The organism is Oleiphilus sp. HI0080 (assembly GCF_001635135.1).
In genome coordinates this window covers 1-1308 of the sequence record NZ_LWFU01000665.1, presented here as the reverse complement: position 1 = coordinate 1308, position 1308 = coordinate 1, and the positions used below count along the sequence as shown (strand labels likewise).

The following is a 1308-nucleotide window of genomic DNA, read 5'->3' as shown; positions in this document are numbered from 1 at the left end:
GGCCTTATTGATATGGGTAGCGGCCACCTTCATCCACTTAAACTCAATGTTGCCGAAGCTCGGATTGCAGAAAATCTAGGTGCAAAAATCTTTGAGAACTCTCGCGTTATAGATATCCAGAAAGGCACGCAATGCATTGTCAAAACAGAGAAAGCAGAGATCCGTTGCGACCAACTAGTCATCTGCGGAAATGCCTATGTCGGAGACTTGGATAAAACACTGAGTGCGAAAGTGCTACCGGCTGGCAGCTATGTCATCGCAACCGAACCGCTCACAGAAGATGAAGCACAACGGGCGCTACCGCAAGACATGGCCGTATGCGACCAAAGAGTGGATCTTGACTATTACCGTTTGTCTGCAGATAACCGGCTTTTATTTGGCGGTTTGTGCACGTACTCAGGTAGAGATCCTAAATCAATCATAGACGCGCTGAAGCCTAACCTGGATAAAGTGTTTCCATACCTTGCGCATAAAAAAATCGACTTTCAATGGGGTGGAATGATTGGAATTGGCGCCAATCGTTTACCTCAAGTAGGTCGGCTTCAAGACAACATATATTATGCGCAGGCCTATTCAGGACATGGCGTAAATGCAACACATATGTCAGGTCGATTAATTGCCGAAACGATCAATAACGAAAGCAATCGAATTGAAGTTTTTGAAAAGGTAAGTCACATGCGCTTTCCCGGAGGCCCAAGGTTCCGCTCACCAATGCTTGCAGCGGGAATGCTGTATCACCGATTCAAAGACCTGTTCTAGCCAACAGACTTTTTCTACTAACGAAATGAGGCTTTTGCTGAGGGATCAGAAATCACTGACTTCTGAAGAAGCGAAAAATGGGCAAGTGCAATCACACTCGCCCATTTGCGAACTAAATAGGAAGGCTCAGCTCTGACTATGCTTTGATAGAGCGGCGACGTGCTGCACCCAATCCAAATAATCCCCCCGCTAACAACGCGAGAGTGCCTGGCTCTGGAACCGATTGAAACTCAATGTTGTCGAGACCAAAACCAATGTTGCGTGTTCCACCAATCGTGGTACCAAGCACTTCAATACGATCAACGCCAGCAAACATAAAGTTTGTTACAAGCGCATCACCAGCGATACCGTCAGTTAGGCCGCTATTACCTATAATGTTACCCAGCCCATCAACACTCACCATGTCCGTGCCGCCACCAGACAAATATGCAGTCAGCTGGAAAAGTTCTGTGTTATTAATGCCGCTGCCGTCGATATCCGCAATGTCGAAAGAGACGTTAGAGCTGCTATTGAACGACAATGAAAAGTGAATATTGTCGTTAAACTCCG

At 46.6% G+C, this 1308-nt stretch carries 2 protein-coding genes; one reads left to right on the top strand and one right to left on the bottom strand.

Translation table 11 applies throughout. The features are described from left to right. Window positions 1-759 (top strand): FAD-binding oxidoreductase (locus A3751_RS14445; RefSeq protein WP_156492484.1); only part of this gene is annotated, 759 nt, incomplete at its 5' end. Window positions 760-895: 136 nt separating this feature from the next. On the opposite strand, the gene A3751_RS14440 is transcribed toward A3751_RS14445, so the two are convergent. Beyond that, window positions 896-1308, bottom strand: a 413-nt coding sequence (locus A3751_RS14440; RefSeq protein WP_156492483.1) for a PEP-CTERM sorting domain-containing protein, incomplete at its 5' end; no start/stop codon positions are given.